The 20118-nt window shown below is 60.6% G+C and carries 15 protein-coding genes; 10 read left to right on the top strand and 5 right to left on the bottom strand.

The genetic code is table 11. The features are described 5' to 3' along the window. Nucleotides 1-26: 26 nt before the first annotated feature. The 3 genes from IB252_RS11760 to IB252_RS11770 are packed head-to-tail and all read left to right on the top strand — an operon-like array spanning nucleotide 27 to nucleotide 5404. Nucleotides 27-2057, top strand: a complete 2031-nt coding sequence (locus IB252_RS11760) for a pyridoxamine 5'-phosphate oxidase family protein (protein ID WP_192408764.1) — start codon at nucleotides 27-29, stop codon at nucleotides 2055-2057. A 49-nt stretch (nucleotides 2058-2106) separates the two neighbouring features. Continuing rightward, nucleotides 2107-3303 (top strand): DUF3142 domain-containing protein, encoded by a 1197-nt coding sequence (locus tag IB252_RS11765; protein ID WP_192408767.1) that lies wholly within the window; start codon nucleotides 2107-2109, stop codon nucleotides 3301-3303. Continuing rightward, nucleotides 3290-5404, top strand: coding sequence for a hypothetical protein (locus IB252_RS11770; protein ID WP_192408769.1), 2115 nt, complete (start codon nucleotides 3290-3292; stop codon nucleotides 5402-5404). The genes IB252_RS11765 and IB252_RS11770 overlap by 14 nt, the downstream gene beginning before the upstream one ends. Nucleotides 5405-5407: 3 nt before the next feature. Here the strand turns inward: IB252_RS11770 and IB252_RS11775 are convergent, their stop codons facing one another. Then, the gene (locus tag IB252_RS11775; protein ID WP_111448581.1) at nucleotides 5408-6037 is read right to left on the bottom strand and encodes a LysE family translocator; all 630 of its coding nucleotides are present in this window, start codon (nucleotides 6035-6037) and stop codon (nucleotides 5408-5410) included. A gap of 145 nt (nucleotides 6038-6182) precedes the next feature. Between IB252_RS11775 and IB252_RS11780 the strand changes: the two genes are divergently transcribed. Then, nucleotides 6183-6656: an Lrp/AsnC family transcriptional regulator gene (locus IB252_RS11780; RefSeq protein WP_008155731.1), complete on the top strand. Its 474-nt coding sequence runs from the start codon at nucleotides 6183-6185 to the stop codon at nucleotides 6654-6656. Nucleotides 6657-6778: 122 nt separating this feature from the next. On the opposite strand, the gene lpdA is transcribed toward IB252_RS11780, so the two are convergent. After that, nucleotides 6779-8179, bottom strand: a complete 1401-nt coding sequence (gene lpdA, locus IB252_RS11785) for a dihydrolipoyl dehydrogenase (protein WP_192408771.1) — start codon at nucleotides 8177-8179, stop codon at nucleotides 6779-6781. 215 nt (nucleotides 8180-8394) lie between these two features. Here lpdA and hflK (IB252_RS11790) point away from each other — a divergent pair, with 215 nt between their 5' ends. From hflK (IB252_RS11790) to cfaB, 5 genes are all read left to right on the top strand, one after another. Further along, entirely contained in the window at nucleotides 8395-10353 is a 1959-nt protein-coding gene (hflK, locus tag IB252_RS11790; protein ID WP_192409294.1) for a protease modulator HflK, read from the top strand. Further along, the gene (gene hflC / locus IB252_RS11795) at nucleotides 10350-11390 is read left to right on the top strand and encodes a protease modulator HflC (RefSeq protein WP_192408773.1); all 1041 of its coding nucleotides are present in this window, start codon (nucleotides 10350-10352) and stop codon (nucleotides 11388-11390) included. Before hflK (IB252_RS11790) ends, hflC begins: the two co-directional genes overlap by 4 nt. Further along, on the top strand, nucleotides 11387-12445 hold the full coding sequence (hflK, locus tag IB252_RS11800) for a protease modulator HflK (protein ID WP_008156700.1): 1059 nt from the start codon (nucleotides 11387-11389) through the stop codon (nucleotides 12443-12445). The genes hflC and hflK (IB252_RS11800) overlap by 4 nt, the downstream gene beginning before the upstream one ends. Beyond that, entirely contained in the window at nucleotides 12442-14352 is a 1911-nt protein-coding gene (locus tag IB252_RS11805) for a cation-translocating P-type ATPase (RefSeq protein ID WP_192408775.1), read from the top strand. Before hflK (IB252_RS11800) ends, IB252_RS11805 begins: the two co-directional genes overlap by 4 nt. A gap of 226 nt (nucleotides 14353-14578) precedes the next feature. Further along, nucleotides 14579-15766, top strand: coding sequence for a C17 cyclopropane fatty acid synthase CfaB (cfaB, locus tag IB252_RS11810; protein ID WP_192408777.1), 1188 nt, complete (start codon nucleotides 14579-14581; stop codon nucleotides 15764-15766). Here the strand turns inward: cfaB and cls are convergent. Further along, nucleotides 15763-17202, bottom strand: a complete 1440-nt coding sequence (cls, locus tag IB252_RS11815; protein WP_192408779.1) for a cardiolipin synthase — start codon at nucleotides 17200-17202, stop codon at nucleotides 15763-15765. The two genes, cfaB and cls, sit on opposite strands and share 4 nt — an antisense overlap. Nucleotides 17203-17333: 131 nt before the next feature. Between cls and IB252_RS11820 the strand changes: the two genes are divergently transcribed. After that, nucleotides 17334-17855 (top strand): DUF3617 domain-containing protein, encoded by a 522-nt coding sequence (locus IB252_RS11820; RefSeq protein ID WP_192408781.1) that lies wholly within the window; start codon nucleotides 17334-17336, stop codon nucleotides 17853-17855. 24 nt (nucleotides 17856-17879) lie between these two features. Here IB252_RS11820 and IB252_RS11825 read toward each other — a convergent pair whose 3' ends face one another. After that, a complete protein-coding gene (locus tag IB252_RS11825) occupies nucleotides 17880-18761 on the bottom strand; it encodes a His/Gly/Thr/Pro-type tRNA ligase C-terminal domain-containing protein (protein ID WP_192408783.1) in 882 nt (293 codons plus the stop codon). Nucleotides 18762-18778: 17 nt separating this feature from the next. Continuing rightward, entirely contained in the window at nucleotides 18779-20116 is a 1338-nt protein-coding gene (locus IB252_RS11830; protein WP_192408786.1) for a dihydroorotase, read from the bottom strand. Nucleotides 20117-20118: the final 2 nt, after the last annotated feature.

Consider the following 20118-nt stretch of genomic DNA (forward strand, 5'->3'; position numbering starts at 1 on the left):
GCCGATGGCGCAGGGGAGAAGTCGTTGTGGACCGTTCACCCTGGCACGCCGGCGAGAAACAATTGCAGGCTCATGTGGGCATTGCCGAGCGAATGGAGGTGCTCGGTCGTAAGGTGATTCGCCGCGAGATGCCGGATCAGCACCGCACGTTCTATGAGCAACTGCCGTTCATGCTGTACGGCGCAGTGGATGCCGACGGTAATCCATGGGCCAGTATTCTTGAAGGGCCACCGGGTTTCGCTCACTCGCCAACGCCGGGTGCGCTGCAATTTAGCAGCCTGCCGGGGGCTGATGATCCTGCGCAATTGACGAAGGGCTCGGCGATCGGCCTGCTGGGGATCGAACTGCACACCCGTCGCCGCAATCGTCTCAACGGCCGAGTCGGCGCGATGACGGCGAGCGGCTTCGATGTGGCGGTTGAACAGTCCTTCGGCAATTGCCCGCAATACATCCAATTGCGGCAGTTTCGCTCGGTGCCGTTGGCGGATCCGTCGACTCGCATCGCGCAACACCTCAACGGGCTGGATGAAGCGGCCAAAACCCTGATCGCGGGCGCCGATACGTTCTTTGTCGCCAGTTACGTGGACGTTGATGGCCAACGCTCGGTGGACGTTTCTCACCGTGGCGGCCAGGCCGGTTTCGTACAGGTAGAAGGAAATCGCCTGACCATTCCGGATTTCGCCGGCAACCTGTTTTTCAACACCTTGGGCAACCTGCTGCTCAATCCCCGGGCTGGTTTGCTGTTTATCGATTTCAATTCGGGAGAGCTGCTGCACCTCAGTGGCCGCACCGACGTCATTCTTGAAGGCCCACAGGTCGAGGCGTTTCAAGGCGCCGAGCGCTTGTGGACATTCGAGGTCGAACGCGTGGTGCGCAGGCCCGCCGCGCTTGCTCTGCGCTGGCGCTTCGACGGTGTGTCACCCACCAGTTTGCTTACCGGTACCTGGGAGCAGGCCAACGCCCGTCTGCAAGCCCAGGCCTTGGGCGATACCTGGCGGCCGCTGCGGGTGGCGCGCATCAAAGAGGAAAGCCACAACATCCGCTCGATTTATCTGGAGCCTGCCGATGGCGCGGGGTTGCCAGTGTTTCAGGCCGGGCAGCATTTGCCGCTGCGCTTCAACATTGCCGGCGAGATGCACATCCGCACTTACAGTCTGTCGAGCGCACCGTCAGATGATTTTTTCCGCATCAGTGTGAAGCGTGAAGGCTTGGTGTCTTCGCATCTGCATGAACAGGTGCGCGTCGGTGATCTGTTGGAGGCCCGTGCGCCTCAAGGGCATTTCACCGTGGCACCCAATGAGCGTCGGCCGCTGGTGTTATTGGCTGCCGGTGTCGGCATCACGCCGCTGCTGTCGATGCTGCGCGAGGTGGTTTACCAAGGCCTGCGCACCCGGCGCATCCGACCCACCTGGTTTTTCCAGAGTTCGCGCACGTTGGCCGATCAAGTGTTTCGTCCTGAGCTGGATCGCTTGCTCGATGGCGCAGGTGATGCGGTCAGGGTGCTGCGTCTGGTGAGCCAGCCGGAAGCAGGGACCTTGGAGGGTGAGGATTTCGACCTGACTGGGCGGATCGACACTGCGCTGATCAAGACCCTCCTTGAAGTGGAGGACTACGATCAGCTGGATTTTGTCCTCTGCGGTCCGGGCAGTTTTACCCAAGGGCTGTACGACGGCCTGCGGGAACTGGACATCCGTGATGCAAGGATTCACGCCGAAACCTTCGGCCCCTCGACCTTGCGCCGGGTGCCGGACCCCGACGCGGTGGTCATCGAGCAACCGCCCGCTGCTACCACTTCCGTGCCGGTGGTGTTTCAGCGCTCGGCTAAGGAGGCCCGCTGGCAACCGGACGGCGGCAGTTTGCTGGAGTTGGCGGAAAGCCGTGGATTGCGCCCGGAATTCAGCTGCCGTGGTGGTTCCTGCGGGACCTGCAAGACCCGGCTGATCAGCGGCCAGGTGAATTATCCACAGCCGCCAGCCGAAGTGCCGGACGACGGACACGTGCTGATTTGTTGTGCGATTCCGGCGCAGGGGTCGCAGCCTTTGGTCCTCGACCTGTAGCATCTGCCGATGCCTGCTACAAAGGATCTGATTCGGCTCAAGGGGCTTTATGTATTTTTTCGCTCGTCTGTCGGCGTTGCTTGCCGCGGTAGTGCTGCTCAACGGTTGCGAACGACAGGACGCGCCACCGCTCGATCAGCAACTCTACGTCTGGCAACGGCAATGGACACCGGCCCACAACGCGGCGTTGAGGGACAGCCGCCCTGACTTTTCCACCCTGCGGGTGCTGGCCTTGCAGGCATTCCCCGAGGCGGGTTGGAGCCGGGCGCGGATTGACCCGGCGTTGCTCAAACGTGATGGTCGGCCGCTGATCGCGGTGATTCGTCTTGATGGCCAGCTCAAGTCGCTGGATCGGGACGCAGTCACCGCGCAAATCCAGCAAGTGCTCGGCGATTGGCAAGGGCAGGGGCTGAATCTCTCCGGCGTGGAAATCGACCACGATGCCGGTAATGCTCGGCTACCGGCCTACCGTGAATTTCTTACGCATTTGCGCGCAATATTGCCGGCCTCTATTCCGCTGAGCATCACCGCGTTGCCGGCGTGGCTCGACAGTCCCGAGTTGCCGGCATTGTTATCCACAGTCGACAGCAGCGTGTTGCAGGTGCACGCGGTGAGCGATCCGCGTCGTGGCTTGTTCGACGCGGATCAGGCTCGACAATGGACCAAGGCCTGGAGCCGCATCACTTCCAAACCTTTCTATCTGGCGCTGCCGGCCTACGGTGTGGCGTTGTTGCCGGGCGCCGTCGGTGCGCCGGTAGTGGAAAGCGAAGTGCCGATCGAACGGGGCGGCAAGCGCCGGGAATTGCTCGCCGATCCGCAGCAACTGAGCCGGCTCGGGACCGAATTACGCAACGATCCACCCACTCATCTGGCGGGCTTGATCTGGTTTCGTTTGCCGCTGGCCAGCGACCGCCGGGCCTGGAGCCTGACGACTCTGGGCGCCGTGGCGCGTGGCGATGCCCTCGACAGTCGACTGGCGTTGAAACTCTCGGTGCAGAACGACCTCTATGACATCAGCCTCAGCAATCAGGGCAACCTCGACAGCGTCTGGCCCGAACGCCTGACACTCGCGGTACAAGGCTGTGACGGTGCCGATGCGCTGGCCGGTTATGCATTGCAACAACGTCCGGATCTGCTTACCTTCACCCGCCTGCGCGAGGGTCGAATACCGGCCGGCGGGCAGCGCGCCATGGGTTGGGCTCGTTGCGCACATATTGATCAAGGAGGTTCGAATGTTGACCCGTAACTGGCCCCGCCATCTGCTTTGCCTGAGCCTCAGCCTGCCGCTGGGTTCGGCGCTGGCCTGCGGGCCGGATTTCCCGATGCGTCTGCTGGACAACCGCGGCCAGTCGCTGGCAGAGCTGCCGGAAGGCAACTTCAGGTTTGAAATCAGTCGCCTCGGGCATGCGGTCGCCGGGCTGAAGAACGTCACCGAAACCGTTTATAACATGGAGGCGCCCGACTACGCAGAACAGCGGGATAAGGCTGAGCAATCCGGTTTGACGGCTGAGCAGCAAACGCTGGTGAAACAGTTACGCAGCCTGACCGATGCGCATGAGGTCGAGAGTCAGGGCGCGAGCCTGCCGGCTGAGCTCACGCTTTATCTGGCCGGCGCTGTGGCATTCAATGCCGGTGATCATGGGCTGGCAGCCGAGTACTTCCAAAAGGTGCTGGCATTGCCGGCGGATCAACGGGCGTTGCGCAGCACCTGGGCGGCTTATTCGTCAGGTCGGGCGCTGTTTGCCATGAGCGCGGAAGCGGACGCCGGTCCCGATCTGTTGGCTCAGTCTCGAAAGGCCTTCGAGCAGACCCGTCAACTGAGCATCGACGGCTTCAGTGACCCTCTGGAACTGGGTGTCGCCAGCCTCGGCGAAGAAGCCCGCGTCGCCCGCACGGCCGGCGACTGGAACCGCGCCATCGAACTTTATGCCACGCAAAACCTGCAGGGTTCGGCGGTGGGTTACACCTCTCTGAAACTGTTGGTCGCTGATCTGGCGGCGCTGCCGGAGGATCAACTGGCGGTGTTGCTCAAGGGCAAACCGGTACAGCAACTGGTGACGGCCTCGTTGATCAGCCGACTGGGCTGGTCATTCGGTGATCAACCGCCGAACGAATTGAAACTGATCAAACTGCTGCAAAACAGCACTCGCGGTAGCCTCGATAACGCTGATCGCCTGGCCGCGGTGAATTATCAACAGGGTGACTACGACAGCGCCAAGGCGTTCCTCGAACACGCCGGTGATGGCGGACTGGCGTGGTGGCTGCGGGCCAAACTGGCCGTGCGCGATGGCGATAAAAACGCGGCTGCCGCGGCGTATGCCAAGGCTGCACAGGCCTTCCCGCAGAATGAGTCGTGGGGTGAGCGGCGCTCGCCAGACTGGGACTTCGAAACGCTTCAGCCCAAGTGCCGGGTCGAGGGGGAAAGCGCGATCCTGGCGTTGCAACGCGGGGATTACCTGCAAGCGTTCGATCAGCTTTATCGCAGTAAAGAGATCTACTGGTTCGACGCCGCCACGGTCGCGGAGCGGGTGTTGACCGTCGATGAGCTCAAGCAATACGTCGACACTCAAGTGCCGGCACCGCCACCTTTGACTCAGCAGGATCGCGATAACTACGTGCAGTTACCGGTGGCGGCGAAACTGCGCAATTTGCTCGGGCGACGCTTACTTCGCGAAGAGCGGTACGACGAGGCTCCTGCGTACTTCGACAACGTCGAGTTGCAACACAAGGCCACGTGGTACGGGCAGTTGCGCCACGACGCCGAATCCAAATGGTGGCCGACCAAACGGGCATTCGCTTACTACTATGCCGCGACACTGGCGCGTTTCGACGGAATGGAGTTGTTGGGCTACGAGCTGTCGCCGGATTACGCGACCTTCGGTGGCAATTACAGCCTCGAAAGCGCTGAACTCAAGGTCGGACCGCTGATAGCCGAGGGTGAAGTGCAGCGCCAGCAAGCCACGGTGGCGCAGCCTGATGAGCGCTTCCACTACCGTTTTGTCGCCACGGCGTTGGCGAGCAAGGCCGCTGATCATCTGCCCCACAGCAGTCAGGCGTTTGCTGCGGTGCTGTGCGAGGCTTCGTCGTGGGGCACCAGCCTGCAAGAGCAAAGCGCGTTCTACCGTCGTTATGTCGAGGAAGGGCCGTATGTGGTTTGGGCTGGCGATTTTGGTCATCAATGCCAGCAGCCGGACTTTCAAAATGTCGACAAACGCTATGTGACCCAGGTTACCGACGCCGTGCGCGCGCAGCTGCGGCCTTACAAAACGCCGTTGCAGTTTGGCGGTGTGATAGCGGTCACGGCAGCGGCGCTGTTGCTGATCAATCGCCGCCGCAGGACTCGGTAAGGCTCAAGCCTGTTGCACGAAGGTCAGCCGCACAGCGAAGCCGATCAACAAGCTGCCGAATAGCCACTGCTGCAGGCGCTGGGCTGAAGGACTGCGTTGCAGCCAACGGCCCAGCGCTGCTCCGGTCAGTGCGTAGGCGCTGTCGAACAGCAAGCCGACACCGACCAGCACAATCCCGAGGGTCGCAAATTGCGCGAGCACTGGCCCGGCATGTGGATCGATGAACTGCGGCAGCAGCACCGAGCAGAACAGCAATGCTTTGGGGTTGAGCAGGTTGGTCAGCAAACCGCGCTGGATCGCTGTGCGCCAGCGAGGTTTCTCGGTGGGGGCGTCAGCTCCGTTCAAACTCGGCAGCATTGTGGTTCGCAGGCATTGAATGCCGATCCACAGTAGATACGCGGCCCCGGCCAGGCGTACCACGTCGAACGTCCAGGGCGCAGCCTTGAACAGTGCCGCCAACCCCAACGCTGCCAACGCCACATGGCAACCACGGGCAATGCCCAGACCCACCGCAGTCGCCAGCGCCGCGCCTTTGCCCTGACGGGCACCGGTCTGCAACAACAGGATCATGTCCGGGCCCGGCAACAGATAGACCACCGCCAGCGCCATGAAAAATACCCAGAGTCCTGCCACGTTGCACCCCATTCGTTGTCGATTCGGTACGGCCAGTCTAGGGCTGAAGGGAGGGGCAGGTGGTTGCGTAGTTCGCTTCTAAAATGCTTCTGGTTGGCATAACCTGCCACTCGATTGCAGGTAAACCATCAGGATCTGCCAAACCATGAAACTCGACGCCTACGACCGCAAGATTCTCGCCGCCCTGCAACGGGACGGTCGCCTGAGTAATGTGCAACTGGCTGACGAGATCGGCCTGTCCGCCTCGCCTTGTTTGCGCCGGGTTCGAATGCTCGAAGAAGCCGGGGTGATACGCGGTTACCAGGCCAATCTGGATCGCGACGAAGTGGGGCTTGGGTTGACGGTGTTTGTCGGGGTCAAGGTCGAACGGCACAACGACGAACAGGCCGAATCCTTTCGCCTGGCCGTGACCGCGTTGCCCGAGGTGATTTCGGCCTTTCTGGTGTCAGGGGAATCGGATTTTCTGCTGCAAGTGGTGGTGCCGGACCTGCGCGCCTATGACCGTTTCCTCACGGGGCGGTTGCTGAAATTGCCGGGCGTGAGCGACATCCGCAGCAACTTTGCGATTCATACGGTGAAGACCCCGGGGGCGTTGCCGCTGGAGCATTTACCGGGCTGAGACCGAGTCGACCCAATCGCGAGCAGGCTCGCTCCCACATTTGATCTGTGGCGTTCACAAAACCAATGTGGGAGTGAGCCTGCTCGCGATAGCGGTAGACTCGCCACCGCCAACCTCCGGGCTTACATCTGCGTCGCCATCCCCTCCACATTCATCGCCGCCTGGCGCAAGGCCTCGGAGCGGGTCGGGTGTGGATGGCAGGTCAGGGCAATGTCTTCGGCAGAGGCGCTGAACTCCATGGCCACGCAATATTCGCCAATCATTTCACTGACGCTTGGACCCACCAGGTGCACGCCGAGAATCTCGTCGGTGCGCTCATCGGCCAGCACTTTGGCGAAGCCTTCGGTTTCGTGATTGATCTTTGCCCGGCTGTTGGCGGTGAAGGGAAACTTGCCGACTTTGTAGGCGCGACCTTCGGCCTTGAGCTGCTCTTCGGTCTTGCCGACGCTGGCCAGTTCGGGTTTGGTGTAGATCACGTTGGGGATCAGGTCATAGTTGACCTCGGCTGCCTTGCCGACAATCTGCTCGATGCAGACCATGGCCTCGTCTTCGGCCTTGTGGGCGAGCATCGGCCCGGACGTGACGTCGCCAATCACCCAGACACCAGCCGCTTCGGTGCGATGGCCCTTGTTGGCGAGCATGCCGCGTTTGTCCGTGGCGAGGCCGACGTTCTCCAGCCCCAGGCCTTGGGTGTAAGGTCGGCGGCCGATGGATACCAGCACGTAATCCGCTTCAATCGTTTCGGCCGTGCCACCGGCGGCGGGTTCGACGCTGAGTTGCACGCCAGTGGCGGAGGTGGTGGCGCGGGTGACTTTGGAACTCAATTTGAAGTTGATGCCCTGTTTACTCAACGAACGTTGCAGGGTTTTGCCGGCTTCACCATCCACACCGGGGCAGATCCGGTCGAGAAACTCGATCACCGTCACCTGAGCGCCCAAACGCCGCCACACCGAACCCAGCTCCAGACCGATCACTCCGGCGCCGATCACCACCAGATGCTTGGGCACTTCAGTCAGTGACAGTGCGCCCGTCGAATCGAGGATGCGTTTGTTGTCGATGTCCACACCGGGCAGGGGAGTGGGCTCGGAACCGGTGGCTATGATGATGTTCTTGGTGTTCAGTTCGGTCTTTTCGCCCTGGCTGTCGGTCACTGTCACTTTGCCGGGCCCGTCGATGTGGCCCCAGCCCTTGACCCAATGGACTTTGTTTTTTCGAAACAGAAACTCGATGCCCTTGGTCAACCCGGCAACGCTTTCATCCTTTTGTTTCATCATTTGCGCGAGGTTGAGTGTGGGTTTGACTTCAATCCCCAGGTTGGCGAATTCCGCGCCCATGGCGGCGTCGTAGAGTTCGGAGGCGTGCAGCAGCGCTTTTGATGGCATGCAACCGACGTTCAGGCAGGTGCCGCCGAGCGTGGCGCGTCCTTCGACGCAAACCGCTCTGAGGCCCAACTGACCGGCGCGGATCGCTGCGTTATAACCACCGGGGCCTCCGCCCAGAATCACGACGTCATAGATGCTCATGGTGTACTCCTGGAGTGAATCGGATCGGAATGGGTAAACGTAGTTCCTGGGTAAAATTACGAACGTAATATGTGCGTTCCGCAGTATTTCGGTCAAGGCTTCAGCCAAGCGACAGGTTGAGCGCCTTTAGATACAGCATTTAAGAACGGAAATTTCACGGTTTTCGTTATATCGTAACGAAATGCGATGTGAGCAACGATAAACACTGGGGTGGTATGCAAGTCGATCTCGATGTCGATGGGACGCAAGTAGCCGGGCTGCCGCGTTTCCAGCAGGCGGTTTTTCAAGGGCGACGATTGCGTCAGTTCGCAATCGGTCTGGGCGCTCTGGCGGCGACAGGTTGGTTGCTGGCGTTTTTTGTCGGGCTGTTTGCGCCACAGTCACTCTGGCCTGCGTTGCTGGTCAATCAGAGTGCCGGGTTGCTGGTGCTGGTCGCCGGTTTGCAATCGGCCTGGTGGGTGACGCAGTGGCGCGCGCGGGCGTTGCACCCGGTCGTGCAGGTCGTCGTTGCTGAGGAAGTCGTTGCCCCGGTGGGCTGGTACGAACGGCTGCTGGATCGGCTCAGCCAGCGATGGCTGCGAATGTTGGTGCAGATCGGCGCTCCGACACTGTGGCTTGCAGGTTGGTCGCTGCTGACGTTATTGAGCATCGAACAAATCTGGAACCTTGCACTGACGCCAACCGCACTGGGATTGTCGGCCAGTGTCGGTGCGGCGCTGTCCTTGTTGCTGGCCTTCGGTTTGCTGGTGCTGGAGCGACAACTGGCGCAGGAAAACGTCGCGCAATGGCCCGAAGCAGCGTCGTTGGCGCAGCTGACTCGGGTGGCGATCATTTGTCTGGTGCTCAGCGCTTTGTGCCTGTTGCTGGGTGGCGAAACTTCGGTCTGGCCGGTGCGTCTGGCGGTACTGATGGGTTTGCTGCCAGGGTTGGTCGCCGCTGAGCTGCTGTTGCGCGCCTTGCTGTCGTTGTTCAGTCCGCAGCGCGAACAACTCGAACCTGCCTTGCTGGCGCGCAGCTTCGTCGCCGACATGCTGCGCTGGCCGCCGCAACCGTTGTTGGCGTTGCAGCACGAATTGCACAACCGCTTCGGCATCGACCTGCGGCAGATCTGGGCCTTCACTTACATGCGTCGGGCATTTTTTCCGGTGCTGATGGTGGTGGCAATTGTCGGTTGGTCACTCACCGGCATTCACGAAATACCGCTGCAAGGGCGGGGCATCTACGAGCGATTCGGCAAACCGGTGGAGGTGTTCGGTCCCGGTTTGCACGCAGGTTTGCCTTGGCCTCTGGGTCGAGTGTTGAGCGTCGAGATCGGTGTGGTCCACGAGTTGGCCACCAGTGTTGGCGACACACCGGCGCCGCTCGTGGCCGAACCCGCCGAGGGCCCGGCGCCCGCGATTGCCAATCGCTTGTGGGACGCGAGCCATGTGAACGACAAATCCCAAGTCATTGCCAGCAGTCGAGCCGACAAGCAGAGCTTCCAGATCGTCAACATGGACGTGCGTTTCGTCTATCGCATCGGTCTCAGCGATCAAGCGGCATTGGCGGCGACCTACAACAGCGCTGATGTCCCGACACTGATCCGCAGCACCGCCAGCCGGATTCTGGTCCACGATTTCGCCTCGCGCACCCTCGACGGTTTGCTCGGTGAAGACAGGGTAGGGCTCGCCGAAGAGATTGGTCGGGCGGTACAGGCTGACCTGCAGAAACTCGACAGCGGCGTGGAAATTCTCGCCACCGTGGTCGAGGCGATTCATCCGCCGGCCGGTGCCGCCAATGCTTATCACGGCGTCCAGGCTGCGCAGATTGGCGCCCAGGCATTGATTTCCCGCGAGCGTGGGGCGGCGGCGGAAGCCACCAACCAGGCGCAATTGCAGGCCAGCATCGCTCGCGATCAAGCGACGGCCAGCGCTCGTGAAATCAACACCACCGCCCAAGCGGCTGACTTGAGGTTCAGCGCCGAGCAAAAGGCCTACGCCAGTGCCGGCCAGGCCTTCGTGCTGGAGCAGTATTTCAGCCAACTGTCTCAGGGCTTGGCCAATGCCAGGTTACTGGTGCTCGATCATCGTCTGGGCGGCAGCAGTAATGCGCCGACCATCGATCTCCGTACATTCACGCTGCCGGCTGATCCTGTGCCGGCGCGTAAAACCGCTCAGCCAGGAGCTGCCAATTGAGCCAGTCGCACACTCACGATCACGATCACGATGACCACATTGGCCACGATCACGGCCATGGCGGGCATCACCACGGCCATCACCACCATGGTGATCCCCAAGAAGCGGGCCCGTTCCCCTGGCGGCGAATGGGCTGGGCAGCGTTGCTGGTAGCGTTCGCCCTCGCGGCAGCGAGCCTGGTTCAAGTGCGTTCGGGAGAGGCGACGGTGATCACGCGTTTCGGTAATCCGTCGCGGGTATTGCTGGAACCAGGTCTTGGCTGGCGTTGGCCTGCTCCTTTTGAAGCGGCGATTCCTGTTGATCTGCGACTGCGCACGACCTCGAGTGGTTTACAGGACGTGGGTACGCGGGATGGTTTGCGCATCATTGTTCAGGCTTACGTGGCCTGGCAGGTTCAGGGTGATCCGGACAACGTGCAACGCTTCATGCGTGCCGTACAGAATCAGCCGGACGAAGCGGCGCGGCAAATTCGTACGTTTGTGGGGTCGGCGCTGGAAACTACGGCCAGCAGTTTTGATCTGGCTAACCTGGTGAACACCGACGCCAACCAAGTACACATCGCTGATTTTGAAGCGCAACTGCGTCAGCAAATCGATCAGCAGTTGCTCAAGACTTATGGCGTGCGGGTGCTGCAAGTCGGCATCGAGCGTCTGACCTTGCCGTCGGTAACCCTCACCGCTACGGTCGATCGCATGCGTGCCGAGCGTGAAACAATCGCCACCGAACGCACGGCCATCGGTAAGCGCGAAGCGGCGCAAATCCGTTCTGCCGCCGAGCGTGATGCACGAATCGTACAAGCCGATGCGACCGTGAAAGCTGCTGATATCGAAGCTCAATCGCGCGTCGAAGCCGCGCAAATTTACGGTCGCGCCTACGCCGGATCGCCACAGCTCTACAACCTGCTGCGCTCCCTCGACACACTAGGCACGATCGTCACGCCCGGCACAAAGCTGATTCTGCGCACCGACGCCGCGCCGTTCCGGGTGTTGGTTGACGGTCCGCCGACCCTGGATAACAAGGCCGGGTCGCAGCCATGAAATTAGTTCCACGTGGAACAAACGAGTTAAGCAGTCCCTGGATTCAGGCGGGGCGATTGGCTTTTTTGGCCCTTTACGCCGTGACAGTGCTAGCCGCTTTGGTTTGGGCATTCTCTAATGTGCGGCAGATCGATCCGCAAAATCGCGCGGTGGTTTTGCACTTCGGCGCGCTGGATCGCATCCAGAATGCTGGCCTGTTATTGGCTTGGCCCCGCCCTTTTGAACAGGTGATTCTGTTGCCCGCGGCGGATCGGGTGATTGAGCGTCGGGTGGAAAATCTGCTGCGCACCGATGCGGCGTTGCAGGCGGATCGAGCGGCGAGTTTCGCCACACCGATCAGCGATGCACTCGCCGGCTCCGGTTATTTGCTCACCGGTGACGCGGGCGTGGTGCAACTGGATGTGCGGGTTTTCTACAAAGTCACCGAGCCGTATGCCTTCGTCCTTCAAGGCGAACATGTGTTGCCGGCATTGGATCGATTGGTGACTCGCAGTGCGGTGACCCTCACTGCCGCACGAGATCTGGACACTATTCTGGTCGCTCGACCGGAGCTGATCGGCGCCGATAGTCAGGCTGCTGAACGCCGCGAACGGTTGCGCGGTGATCTGGTGCAAGCCATCAATCAGCGCCTGGCTGACCTGACCGCGACCGGGCAGGGATTAGGAATAGAGGTGACGCGAGTCGACGTGCAATCGAGTCTGCCCGGGCCAGCGGTCAACGCCTTCAACGCTGTTCTGACCGCCAGTCAACAAGCCGACAAAGCCGTGGCCAACGCTCGTACTGAAGCCGAGAAACTGACTCAGACTGCCAACGAACAAGCCGATCGCACGCTGCAAGTCGCTCACGCCCAAGCGAGCGAACGGCTGGCCAAAGCGTCGGCGGACACAGCCACGGTGTTGAGCCTGGCCAAGGCGCAGCAGCAGGGCACCGACCCGCAAATGCTGCTGCGCATCTACCGCGAGCGGATGCCGAAGATTCTCGGTCAGGCCGGTTCGGTGACCACGGTCAATCCGAAAGATGATTCCCGCCTGATCATTCAGGGAGCTGCACAATGACCACCCAAACCGCCGCCGCACCGAGCATGTTGTCCTCTGCTGAACAACGCAGCGCCGCCCGCCAATTGACCCTGGCCATGCTCGCATTGGGCCTGCTCGCGCTCGGCCTGACCTGGCGCTGGTTGTCGCCGGAGCAGACGGGCGTCAGTCAATTGCTGCTGGGGTTTGCTTCGTTATTGGTGGCCGTGCCCGTAATGCGTTCAGCCTGGTACAGCCTGCGTTATCCGAGCCTGCACGGGATCACCGATCAATTGATCGCCCTGGCCATGCTCGGGGCGTGGGCCACGGGTGATCTGCTGACCGCGGCGTTGCTACCGATCATCATGATCTTCGGCCACGTGCTGGAAGAGCGCAGCGTGATCGGTTCCCAGGAGGCAATTCGCGCCCTCGGCAAACTGACGCGCAGCCACGCGCGCAAAGTTCAGGCCGACGGCTCCATCGTCGAAGTCGATAACGGCACACTCAAGGCCGGCGACCTCGTTGAGGTGCGCGCGGGTGATCGAGTGCCGGCGGATGGTCGGGTGTTGTCCGGTCAGGCGAGTCTGGACACCGCTTCGATTACTGGCGAATCGGTGCCGATGGAGGCTGCCGTCGGCATGCAGGTCTTCGGCGGCGCGATCAACCTCGACGGTCTGCTGCGCATCGAGGTAACTCGCACCGGCAATGAGTCGACCCTCGGCAAAGTCATTGCGCTGATGCAAAGCGCCGAGCGTTCCAAACCGCCGATCACGCGGTTACTGGAACGCTACGCCGGCAGCTACATGGTGCTGGTGTTGCTGCTGGCCGCCGTGACCTGGTTCATCACTAACGATGCCCAGGCCATGCTCGCGGTGTTGGTGGCGGCCTGTCCTTGCGCGCTGGTGTTGTCGGCACCGGCCACGGCGATTGCCGGCGTGGCCGTGGCCGCTCGTCACGGGATTCTGATTCGCAGCTCCGCGTTCCTCGAAGAGTTGGCAGACCTGACGTCACTGGTGGTCGACAAAACCGGAACCCTGACCTTTGGCACCTTGCGATTGCAATCCATCGACAGCCCGCTCGAAGATCGCAGCCACGTCCTTAAACTCGCTGCCAGCCTCGGGTCCGCCAGCAGTCATCCGGTCAGCCGTGCGCTCGCCGGGTTGGTCACCCAGGAACATTTTCTGCTGCTTTCCGACATCCACGAGCGACAGGGATTGGGCGTGGTGGCGATGACGGAGCAGGGCGAGGCGGCGCTCGGTCGTCCGGAGTTGTTCGCGCAGTTGGGTATCGCCACTTCAAGTGTCCCCGACCACGATGGCCCGATTGCCGGGCTGGCGCTCAACGGTGAATTCCTCGCCTGGCTGTTGTTGGCCGACAGCGTCAAACCCGAGGCTCGATTTGCCTTGAGCGAGCTACGTGAATTGGGGTTGGGCCGGCAGTTGCTGCTGACAGGTGATCGGCAAAGCGTCGCACACACATTGGCGCGAGATGTCGGGATCAGCGACGTTGAAGCTCAAGCGTTGCCCGAGGACAAACTCAATCGCGTGCTGAAGGAAATCGGCAGTGGCTTCCGGCCGATGGTCGTGGGAGATGGGATCAACGATTCGCTGGCGCTCAAGGCCGGTGTGGTCGGCGTGGCCATGGGCGCGGGCGGGGCGGACATCGCGCTGGCTTCGTCCGACATCGTCCTGATCGGCAGCGACCTGCGCCGACTCGGTACGTGTGTGCGCTTGAGTCGCCAATGCCGGCACACGTTGCAGGTTAACGTGATCATCGGTCTGGGCTGGACGCTGGCGATTGTAGCCTTCGCCGCCTTCGGTTGGCTTGGCGCTGCGGGCGCGATGATTGCTGCACTGTTGCACAACTTCAGCACGTTGCTGGTGTTGGGAAACGCCGGGCGTTTACTGCGTTTTCAGGAGCCATTGCTCAAGCTTGAGGATGAGGATTGAGTACGTCGGGTAAATGCTCTAAACAGCGCGATCGCGGTCGATTTCAAGTTTTCAGAACTGTATGACGAATTCGTAGTCATCTACGTGAGGGCAATCACTTTTGTGAATTCGCGACGGTGGGTTCGAGCGTTACGAATCATAGAAAAGGGCGATCAATTCGATAGCCAGCTATTTTTCAAGGATGGTCTACCCTCACATCAGACGTCTGAAACTAGAGGGACTATCCATGCTCGCGCACCTTCCTCCGGCCTTACAGAATCTGCAGTTGCCGCTACGCCTGCGACTCTGGGACGGCCATGAATTCAACCTGGGGCCGACGCCCAGCGTCACTATTGTGGTCAAGGACCCACAAATGGTTACCCAGTTCACCCACCCAAGCCTGGACGCGCTAGGAGCGGCGTTTGTCGAAGGTAAACTTGAACTGGAAGGCTCCATCAGCGACGTGATCCGCGTCTGCGATGAATGGAGCCAGGCATTGGTGAGCGAGGATGACGACAGTCAGCCTGTGCGCACTGTCCACGACAAGGAAACCGACGCCAAAGCGATTTCCTACCACTACGATCTTTCCAATGCGTTTTATCAGCTGTGGCTCGACAGTGACATGGCGTATTCCTGCGCCTATTTCGAGACCGGTAGCGAAACGCTGGAGCAGGCCCAGCAAGCCAAATTCCGCCACCTGTGCCGCAAGCTGCGGCTGCAACCAGGGGAATACCTTCTGGATGTCGGTTGCGGTTGGGGCGGACTGGCACGCTATGCGGCCCGGGAGTTTGGCGCGAAGGTGTTCGGGATCACACTCAGTAAAGCGCAATTGGAACTTGCCCGTGAACGGGTGACCGCCGAAGGCCTGGACGATCTGGTCGAACTGCAACTGCTCGACTACCGTGACCTGCCGCAGGACGGTCGCTTCGACAAAGTGGTCAGTGTCGGCATGTTCGAACACGTCGGCCACGCCAATCTGGCCGAGTACTGCAAGACCTTGTTCGGTGCGGTGAAGGAGGGTGGCCTGGTGATGAACCACGGGATCACCGCCAAACACACCGACGGCCGTCCGGTGGGGCGCGGTGCGGGCGAATTCATCGAGAAATATGTGTTCCCCAATGGCGAGCTGCCGCACCTGTCGATGATCTCTGCCGAGATCAGCGAAGCAGGGCTGGAGATTGTCGACGTCGAGAGCCTGCGCCTGCACTACGCGCGTACGCTGGACCATTGGAGTGAACACCTGGAAGACAATCTGGAAGCGGCTTCCAGGCTGGTGCCAGAGCAGGCCTTACGGATCTGGCGGCTGTACCTGGCGGGATGCGCTTACGCGTTCGCCAAGGGCTGGATCAATCTGCACCAGATTCTCGCGGTGAAAGCTCACCCCGATGGCAGCCATGAACTGCCATGGACGCGCGACGATATCTACAACCCTTAAAGTATCGGTGAAATAAGCCGGGCGACCCGCATGCCGACCTGTTGCAGGCGGCGGGTCTCCCGGCTTTCTTCTTTGGCGATCTCGTGAGCCTGTGCAAAGTCATCGTTGAGCATCTGTTCTACTTCGGCGGCAAACGCGCTGTCGACCGTCAACAACATCACTTCAAAATTCAGCCGGAACGAGCGGTTGTCCAGATTGGCGCTGCCAATGGCGCTGATTTCGCTGTCGATCAACACCACTTTCTGATGCAGAAACCCCGGCTCGTAGCGGAACACCCGCACGCCGGCGCGTACCGCTTCGAAGGCATAAAGGCTGGAGGCGGCGTAGACGATGCGGTGATCGGGCCGTGAAGGCAGGAGCAATCGCACATCAACACCGCGCAGTACCGCCAGCCGCAACGCTGCGAATACCGCTTCGTCAGGGATGAAATAAGGACTGGTGATCCACACCCGTTCGGTTGCCGCATGGATGGCTTCGACGAAGAACAACGAGCAGGTTTCGTAGGAATCTGCCGGGCCGCTCGCCAGCAATTGGCAGAGCACGCCGTCGTCCGGGTAAACGTCCGGCAGGATCAGCGGCGGCAATGAGCGGGCGGCCCAAAACCAGTCTTCAGCGAAAGATTCCTGCATGCAGGCCACCACCGGTCCGCGTACTTGCACATGGGTATCGCGCCACGGGGCGAGGGGTGGTTTCTCGCCCATGTACTCGTCGCCGACGTTGTGCCCACCGACGAAACCCAGCACACCATCGACCACCACAATCTTGCGGTGGTTGCGGAAGTTGACCTGGAAGCGGTTGAGCCAGCCGCTGCGGGTGGCAAAGGCTTTGACCTCGACGCCGGCATCGCGCAGTGGTTGCACGTAACTGTGAGGCAGGGAGTGGCTACCGATGCGGTCGTACAATAAATAAACCGCCACGCCTTCGGCGGCTTTCTTCAGCAGCAAGGTTTGCAGGCGTTGACCGAGGCGATCGTCGTGGATGATGAAAAACTGAATCAGAACCGCTTCCTTCGCGTTGCTGATGGCTTCAAATATGGCGTTGAAGGTGGCCTGGCCGTCGATCAGCAAACGCACTTCGTTGTTCGCCAGGCACGGCATGCGCCCCAGTTTAGGCATGGCCCTCAAGGACGCGTAAGCATTGGAGGCGCGAGCGGTCAGCGCCTCTTCTACCCAAGGGCGCCAGTTGAGCTCGGAGATCGCCTTGCGCATTTCTTCGTTGGCCTGGCGCCGAGCGTTGATGTAACCATCGAAGGTGCTGCTACCGAAGACCAGGTAGGGGATGAGCGTGAGGTAGGGAATAAACAGCAACGACAGGGCCCAGGCGATCGATCCCTGGGCGGTCCGGACGGTGAGCACGGCGTGGATGGCTGCGATCAGGCCCAGCGTGTGTAGCAGTGCAATCATGTAGCCGAAAATATGCGGTCCAAAGTAATCCATGGGGCAGCCTTGCTCCTGAAGATTCAATGCTTAACAGACCATGTTCCGTGCAGAATGTCGCTATTTAATTGGCCCATGAACCGAAGCCACTGGCTGACGTCTAACGGCCACTAATGATCAGGAGTTACTCGATGAACGTTCGTCTGCTGGGTTTGGCCATGGCTATTGGTTTGTCACTTCCTGTGGCCGCTCAGGCGCAGATGTTGCAGCCTGGTTTGTGGGAAATGACCACAAGCAACATGAAGGTCGATGACCAGAATCTCCCGGATTTGCAGCTGATCCTTGGCCAGATACAGAGCCAGATGACCCCTCAACAGCGAGCGCAGCTCGAAAAGCAGGGCATCACCATGGGCGGCAAAGGGATTCGGGCTTGTCTGACGCCGGAGCAGGTGAAGACAGACAATATTCCGCTGACCGATCCACAGTCGGGCTGCAAGCAGGAAATCACCGACCGTTCCGGTAATCAGTGGAAATTCCGCTTCAGCTGTCCGAAAGCGCAGGGCGCCGGTGTCGCCACTTTCCTCAGTGATCGTGAGTTCACCACCAAGGTTAACGGCACGTTCAATGCTACCGGTATTCAGCAGAAGGGTAGCCTCGAAAGCCGCGCCGTGTGGTTGGGGCAGGATTGCGGGACCGTCAAACCGAGAGCTTAAAAACTCGCCAGCAGGCCCGCGTCCTTACATGACTGTGTGGGAGCGGGCCTGATTCAACCACTCACACACCGTCTCAACGCTCATCCTGCCGAAATCCTCCCCAGTGCGGCTGCGCACACTGACAAACCCGCCTTCTTTTTCTTTCTCCCCGATCACCACCAGATATGGCACGTGCTGACTGTGCTCGCGAATTTTTTGGCGGACTTTCTCGTGACGCAGATCCGCACGGGCGCGCACGCCACTTCTGCGCAATGCCTCGGTGACCGACTGCGCGTAATCCGCCTGACGTTGGTCCATGCTGACGATCATGACGTGGGGCGGTGTCCGCCAGTTATCAAGCTCTTGTTGGCAGGACCAGCACGTACCGTAAATCCGTTGCGGCAACGTACTGCTGATGTGATCGAGGGTGAACGCTTGCAGCACTCTGGTCGCGGGGACATGCGGGCCGGCGGTCGTAGATTCGACGTTCCCCAGGCGGTACAGCGGCGTCTTTCCTTGACGGCGAATCGAGTGATTGGTCGCCGCCAGCGTCTGCATGCGGGCTTCGATCAGTGGCAGGTCTGTCGGCGTTAAGGATCGCTCGGCGGAAAACTCATGAAAGAACCCGTCGCCCAGCGCCGTTCCTGAGTGCAATTGCACCTGGGGATGGAGTTGTTTAACGGCCATGGCCAGCATCAGTACACAGGAGCGTCGCAGGATCTCCAGCCCATCGGGCTCTTGAGGCGTGACGATGCTGACCCGGGCATCGGCCTCGATCATGAACTCACAGTCCACCAGGATGCCGTCCACTCGGCCGGCCACCGCCGCTTTTGCCAGTCCGGGTCCGATACTCGCGGCGAGCTCGTACACCGACAGTGGCTGGTCGTATTCACGCAATGAACCATCGCTCAGGGTGATGTGAATCATGTCGGTGCTCCCGAGTGCTAGCGCATAAATCGTAGTGGTAAACCCTGACAGTCGTCATTAAGACGTTTGCGGTGCCAGGCAATTTGCCCCGACACGATGGTGGTGCTGACGCTGTGGCGAAAACGCTGACGGGCAAAAGGAGTCCAGCCGCATTGAGACAGGATCGGCTGCTGGGAAACGGCGACGCCGCCGGGTTCGGGTTTGATCATAACGAGGTCAGCCCAATAACCTTCGCGCAAATAACCGCGGTCGGGAATGGCGAACAGATCAGCGACCCGGTGACTGGTTTTTGCGACGAGCGTAGTGATCGGCAACACTTCATCTGCGACCAGTTCCAGCAATGCGGGCAGGGCGTGCTGTACCAACGGCAAGCCGGATGGCGCTTGGCTGTACGGTCGCTGTTTTTCAGCCCAAGTGTGAGGCGCATGATCGCTGCCGATCACGTCGAGACGATCGCTCAGCAATGCTTCGCGCAAGGCATCGCGGTCCGCCTGGGTTTTGATCGCCGGGTTGCACTTGATCAGGTTGCCGAGGCTCGGGTAATCCCGGTCATCGAACAGCAAGTGGTGCAGGCAGACTTCGGCGGTGATGCGTTTCTGGGCCAGCGGCTTGTCTTCGAACAACGCCAGTTCGCGGGCGGTGGTCAGGTGCAGAACATGCAGTCGGGTGCCGTGACGCCTGGCCAGTTCCACAGCCATTGAGGAGGAGCGAAAGCAGGCCTCGGCGTTGCGGATCAGCGGGTGGGCCGCCGCTGGAAGGTGTTCGCCGAACAACTCACGCAGGTTCGCTGCGTTGGCGTCGATGCTGGGCGTGTGTTCGCAGTGGGCCAACAAAAGGGTCGGCACCTCGGCGAATAGCCGCTCGAGAATCCTCGGGTCATCCACCAGCATGTTGCCGGTCGAAGCGCCCATGAACACTTTGACTCCCGCAACTTCACAAGGATTGAGCTTGGCGACGGTGTCGAGATTGTCGTTGCTCACGCCGAAATGAAAGCCGTAATTGGCGACGGAGTCAGTTGCCGCTCGACGCTTTTTATCGGCCAGTGCGCTGAGGGTCAGGGTCGCCGGATTAGTGTTGGGCATGTCCATGAAGCTGGTGATGCCACCGGCCACCGCAGCCCGGGATTCGGTGTAGACGCTGCCTTTGTCTGGCGAGCCTGGATCGCGGAAGTGCACTTGGTCGTCGATCATTCCGGGCAGCAGCCACTGCCCTTGTGCATCGATTTCAACGTCGGCATTTTCACCGTGGATGCTGCTGGCGATCTTCACGATTCGCCCGTTGCTCACCAACAGATCACCATCAAACTCACGGCCTTCATTCACCAGCCGGGCATTGCGAATCAGCACGCTGCTCATGG

Origin of the sequence: Pseudomonas sp. PDM10, from assembly GCF_014852295.1 — a bacterium.
In the GTDB taxonomy this organism is placed as follows: Bacteria; Pseudomonadota; Gammaproteobacteria; order Pseudomonadales; family Pseudomonadaceae; genus Aquipseudomonas.

Coding starts and splice junctions, on each gene's coding strand:
- cfaB (WP_192408777.1), top strand. CDS start 14,579: ATGCTCGCGCACCTTCCTCCGGCCTTACAGAATCTGCAGTTGCCGCTA.
- cls (WP_192408779.1), bottom strand. CDS start 17,202: ATGGATTACTTTGGACCGCATATTTTCGGCTACATGATTGCACTGCTA.
- IB252_RS11770 (WP_192408769.1), top strand. CDS start 3,290: ATGTTGACCCGTAACTGGCCCCGCCATCTGCTTTGCCTGAGCCTCAGC.
- hflK (WP_192409294.1), top strand. CDS start 8,395: ATGCAAGTCGATCTCGATGTCGATGGGACGCAAGTAGCCGGGCTGCCG.
- hflK (WP_008156700.1), top strand. CDS start 11,387: ATGAAATTAGTTCCACGTGGAACAAACGAGTTAAGCAGTCCCTGGATT.
- IB252_RS11805 (WP_192408775.1), top strand. CDS start 12,442: ATGACCACCCAAACCGCCGCCGCACCGAGCATGTTGTCCTCTGCTGAA.
- IB252_RS11820 (WP_192408781.1), top strand. CDS start 17,334: ATGAACGTTCGTCTGCTGGGTTTGGCCATGGCTATTGGTTTGTCACTT.
- lpdA (WP_192408771.1), bottom strand. CDS start 8,179: ATGAGCATCTATGACGTCGTGATTCTGGGCGGAGGCCCCGGTGGTTAT.
- IB252_RS11825 (WP_192408783.1), bottom strand. CDS start 18,761: ATGATTCACATCACCCTGAGCGATGGTTCATTGCGTGAATACGACCAG.
- IB252_RS11830 (WP_192408786.1), bottom strand. CDS start 20,116: ATGAGCAGCGTGCTGATTCGCAATGCCCGGCTGGTGAATGAAGGCCGT.
- IB252_RS11780 (WP_008155731.1), top strand. CDS start 6,183: ATGAAACTCGACGCCTACGACCGCAAGATTCTCGCCGCCCTGCAACGG.
- IB252_RS11765 (WP_192408767.1), top strand. CDS start 2,107: ATGTATTTTTTCGCTCGTCTGTCGGCGTTGCTTGCCGCGGTAGTGCTG.